This window comes from uncultured Ruminococcus sp., from assembly GCA_902785355.1.
Taxonomy (GTDB): domain Bacteria; phylum Bacillota; class Clostridia; order Oscillospirales; family Acutalibacteraceae; genus Ruminococcoides.
On the sequence record CACZYF010000069.1, the window covers coordinates 1 to 4,264 of the forward strand.

General features: G+C 57.6%; 6 protein-coding genes. All 6 read left to right on the forward strand.

Annotated elements, in window-relative coordinates:
• Positions 1-266 precede the first annotated feature (266 nt).
• The 6 genes from R2I50_RS10010 to R2I50_RS10035 all read left to right on the forward strand — a co-directional run bounded on the left by R2I50_RS10010 (position 267) and on the right by R2I50_RS10035 (position 4,005).
• Entirely contained in the window at positions 267-614 is a 348-nt protein-coding gene (locus R2I50_RS10010) for a DRTGG domain-containing protein (RefSeq protein ID WP_316609000.1), read from the forward strand.
• Complete coding sequence (locus tag R2I50_RS10015) at positions 611-1,036, forward strand: ATP-binding protein (RefSeq protein WP_316609001.1); 426 nt, start codon at positions 611-613, stop codon at positions 1,034-1,036. The genes R2I50_RS10010 and R2I50_RS10015 overlap by 4 nt, the downstream gene beginning before the upstream one ends.
• A gap of 90 nt (positions 1,037-1,126) precedes the next feature.
• Positions 1,127-2,401 (forward strand): [Fe-Fe] hydrogenase large subunit C-terminal domain-containing protein, encoded by a 1,275-nt coding sequence (locus R2I50_RS10020; protein WP_316609002.1) that lies wholly within the window; start codon positions 1,127-1,129, stop codon positions 2,399-2,401.
• Complete coding sequence (locus R2I50_RS10025) at positions 2,398-2,778, forward strand: hypothetical protein (RefSeq protein ID WP_316609003.1); 381 nt, start codon at positions 2,398-2,400, stop codon at positions 2,776-2,778. Before R2I50_RS10020 ends, R2I50_RS10025 begins: the two co-directional genes overlap by 4 nt.
• A 181-nt stretch (positions 2,779-2,959) precedes the next feature.
• A complete protein-coding gene (locus R2I50_RS10030; RefSeq protein ID WP_316609004.1) occupies positions 2,960-3,286 on the forward strand; it encodes a DRTGG domain-containing protein in 327 nt (108 codons plus the stop codon).
• Positions 3,286-4,005, forward strand: a complete 720-nt coding sequence (locus tag R2I50_RS10035; RefSeq protein ID WP_316609005.1) for a PHP domain-containing protein — start codon at positions 3,286-3,288, stop codon at positions 4,003-4,005. The genes R2I50_RS10030 and R2I50_RS10035 overlap by 1 nt, the downstream gene beginning before the upstream one ends.
• Positions 4,006-4,264: the final 259 nt, after the last annotated feature.

Sequence of the window (4,264 nt, forward strand, 5' to 3'; positions counted from 1 at the left end):
TCGTAGGGGCGGTCATTGACCGCCCGCTGTTGCAGGGCGTGGCATATCCTATCCGACGTTTTCGATATGGATAACGCCCGTCATTCTCGGGCGACCGATGGTCGCCCCTACCGCTAACTCCTCACTCCTAATTATTCCTAACTCTTTTCAGCGTTTTATACAACTTATCCATCTAAAATTTGCCGTATTTGTCATGTTGTAAAAAGGGCGTTTTTATGGTATGATGATAAGGTATATAGAATATCACCCGGAAAGGATGGTTATACATGGTAGTTAAGGATATTATTGACATTTTGGACGGCGAGATCATCTGTGAGGGCGACCTCAACGCTGAGATCAAAACCGCCTGCGGTTCCGACATGATGAGCGACGTGCTCGCCTTCGTCAAGGATCAGAGCGTGCTGCTGACCGGGCTGGTCAACCCCCAGGTCGTACGCACCGCCGAGATGATGGACATGGCGTGCATCGTATTCGTGCGCGGCAAGATGCCCGATCAGGGGATTATCGACCTTGCCGAGAGCCGTGACATCACCCTCATCAAGACCCGTTACCGTATGTTCACCGCCTGCGGCAGGCTGTATGCGAACGGACTGTCCGGAGGTACCGCGGTATGAGCAATATTCATCTTCATTATGACGTCAACGGCGAGGACTTCACCCGCGCGGGTGAAGCGTCCGGCGCTGTCAAAAAACGTCTCAAGGCGCTGGGCTACAACACCGACGCGATCCGTCGGGTAGCCATCGCGATGTATGAGGCGGAGATCAACATGGTCATCCATGCCGACGGCGGCTACGTCGACGTCGATATCTTTCCCGATCACGTCGATGTGCTGCTCTCCGACCACGGCCCCGGCATCCCCGATGTCGAGAAGGCGATGCAGGAGGGCTTCTCCACTGCGCCCGATAACGTGCGCAACCTCGGCTTCGGCGCGGGCATGGGTCTGCCGAACATCAAGAAATACACCGACGAAATGCGTATCGAGACCGAGATCGGTAAAGGTACCGACCTCTACCTCACCGTCAGAGTAAATCAATGATTTACGGTTAATGGTGGATCGTGAACGGCTTCGGAAAGTCCCTGAACCATTCACCGTTCGTCATTCTCCATTCACCCAAAAGGAATCGTTATGAATCAACAATACTTCCACTCCGTCGAGCTGGACGCGGAGCTGTGTTGCGGCTGTACCAACTGCCTCAAGCGCTGTCCGACCGAAGCCATCCGTATCCGCGACGGTAAGGCGCACATCCTCTCCGAGAGGTGCATCGACTGCGGCGAGTGCATCCGCATCTGTCCGCACCACGCAAAACGCGCCCGCTCCAATTCAATAGAAGAGATCGAACCGTTCAAGATCAAGGTCGCAATGCCCGCGCCCGCCTTGTTCGGTCAGTTCAACAACTTAAACGATATCGACATCGTGCTGACGGGACTCCGCGCGCTGGGCTTCGACTACATCTACGAGGTCAGCCGCGCCGCCGAGCTCGTATCCGAGGCGACGCGCAAGCTGATCCGCGAGAGCAAGCTGCAGCGCCCGATCATCAGCTCCGCCTGTCCCGCCGTCGTTCGCCTGATCAAGATCCGTTTCCCCGAGCTGTGCGGCAACGTTATGCCCCTGCTGGCGCCTATGGAGGTCGCCGCGCGCATGGCGCGCCGTGAGGTGCGCAAGATGACGGGTCTCGAGGACGAGGATATCGGCGTGTTCTTCATCACGCCCTGTCCCGCCAAGGTGACCGAGATCAACAACCCCAACAGCACCGAGAAGAGCGCCGTGACCGGCGCGATCGCGATCTCCCAGATCTACCCCGCCCTGACCTCCAAGATGGATCACCTCAAGGTGATCGAGCCGCTTGCGAAGTCGGGTCTGATCGGCGTGGGCTGGGCGAACTCGGGCGGCGAATCCGCCGCGATGCTGGGTGAGAAATACCTCGCCGCAGACGGCATCGAGAACGTCATCCGCGTGCTCGAGGAGCTCGAGGACGAGCACATCCGCGACATCGACTTCATCGAGCTGAACGCCTGCTCCGGCGGCTGCGTCGGCGGCGTGCTCGCTGTCGAGAATCCGTATGTCGCCCAGGCGCGTATCCAGAACCTGCGCAAGTACCTGCCGGTCTCTCTCAACCACCTTGACGAGAAGGATCTCGACCGGATGCTGTGGGAGAACGAGCTGACCTTCAACGCCGAGAGCTTCCGTCTCTCCGACGACATCATCGAAGCGATGGATATGATGGAGAAGATGGAGGAGATCTGCAAGGGACTTCCGGGTCTTGACTGCGGCTCCTGCGGCGCTCCCACCTGCCGCGCTCTCGCCGAGGATATCGTCAAGGGCAACGCCAAGGAGACCGACTGTATCCATAAGCTCAAGGCGAAGATCCAGAGCGTCTATGACACATTAGGTAATCTATGAGTAAGAACGAACTGACGTCCCGCGAGAGGGAGTATATTGAGTGTCAAACGCCGATGATCTCGGGCGGTAACGCCGCGATGCGTATTATCGGCGGCGTATTCAAGTCGTTCGGTCAGACGCTGTTCGCTCCCTCAGCGTCCTATAACAAAACCGATAAGGAACTGATGCGAACCGCGCGCGAGATGCGCTATACGCGCTACAAAAAGGCTGTCCTGCGCAAGCAGAACGGCACACCCGCAAAGAAAGATGAAAAGCTCCTCAAAAAGCTGAACGAGAAGGACTTCGTCCTCGCCGAGGATACCTACGACCCCGACGAATTCACCCGTCAGGTGTATGAGGAATACATGAAAAACCATTCGGAAAACGGAGAACCGTGAACGGATAACGGTGAAGGGAGGGCTTCGACCTCACCTGTTTTTAAGGTGGTCGGCTTTGCCGACATTCAATACAATTCCTCAGTCACCTTGCGGTGACAGCTCCCTTTCCCAAAGGGAGCCTAATAATAAACGACAATATTCCCGAAACCATTTATGATTCATCCGACTGAAAGGAGTCGCTATGACTGTAAACGAACTCAAGGATAAACTGAATCTGAAGCCGCTGGTAGAGGACGACTACGACCGCGAGGTCAAGGACTGCTACATCGGCGATCTGCTGAGCTGGGTCATGGGCAGAGCGCCCGCCGACAGCGCGTGGCTGACCGTCATGGGCAATATCAACAGCATCGCCGTCGCGACCCTCGCCGACGTCAGCTGCATCATCCTCGTCGAGAATGCGGCGCTGGATGATAACGCCCGCCAAAAGGCGGAGATGCACGGCGTCAACATCCTCACCACCGAAGAGAACAGCTACACCGTCGCCGTAGCGCTGAGCAAGCTGATCTGATGGCGCGGTATTACTACGACCTGCACCTGCACTCGTGCCTCTCGCCCTGCGGCGACATGGACATGACCCCCAACAACCTCGTCAACATGGCGAAGCTCCTGGGGCTGGACGTGATCGCCCTCACCGACCACAACACCTCGCTGAACTGTGAGGCGGCGATGAAGGTCGGCGAAGAAGCAGGGCTGCTGGTCATCCCCGGGATGGAGCTGACCACCTCCGAGGATATCCACGCCGTCTGCCTCTTCCCCACCCTGGAACAGGCGCTGGATTTCTCGCGTTATGTGGACGAGAACCGCTTCAAGGTGCCGAACAAAGCGGAGATCTACGGCAGACAGGTCATCATGAACGAAAACGACGAGGAGATCGGCGAGATCGAGCATCTGCTGCTGCCCGCCTCCTTCATCGGCATGTACGACGCGTACCGTAAAGTACGGGAGTTCGGCGGTATCTGCTACCCCGCGCACATCGACCGCGATTCGCTGTCGATCCTCAGCGTGCTGGGCGAGATCGACCCCTACTGCGGGTTCAGGACCGCGGAGCTGGCGGATATCTCGAAGCTGCCCGAGCTGAGAAATCAGCATCCGATCCTCGACCACATGAACATCATCACCTGCTCCGACGCGCATTACCTTGAGAACATGCGCGACGCGGCAAACACCCTCGAGCTGCCCGAGCTGACGCGGGAAGCCGTCATCAATTACCTCGATACCGAAAAGTAGCCGTCCTGTCTGATCAGGGCGGCTTTTTAGTTAGGAGTCAGGAGTGAGAAGTGAGGAGTGAGAAGTTGTAGGGGACGGCGACTCGACGTCCCGCGTCCCGCAAGGGACATTCGCGCCGCGATCTCGTAGGGGCGGTCATTGACCGCCCGCTGTTGCAGGGCGTGGCATATTCTATCCAACGTTTTCGATATGGATAACGCCCGTCATCCTCGGGCGACCGATGGTCGCCCCTACGGCGGGAGCAAAGCCCCCGCCCTAC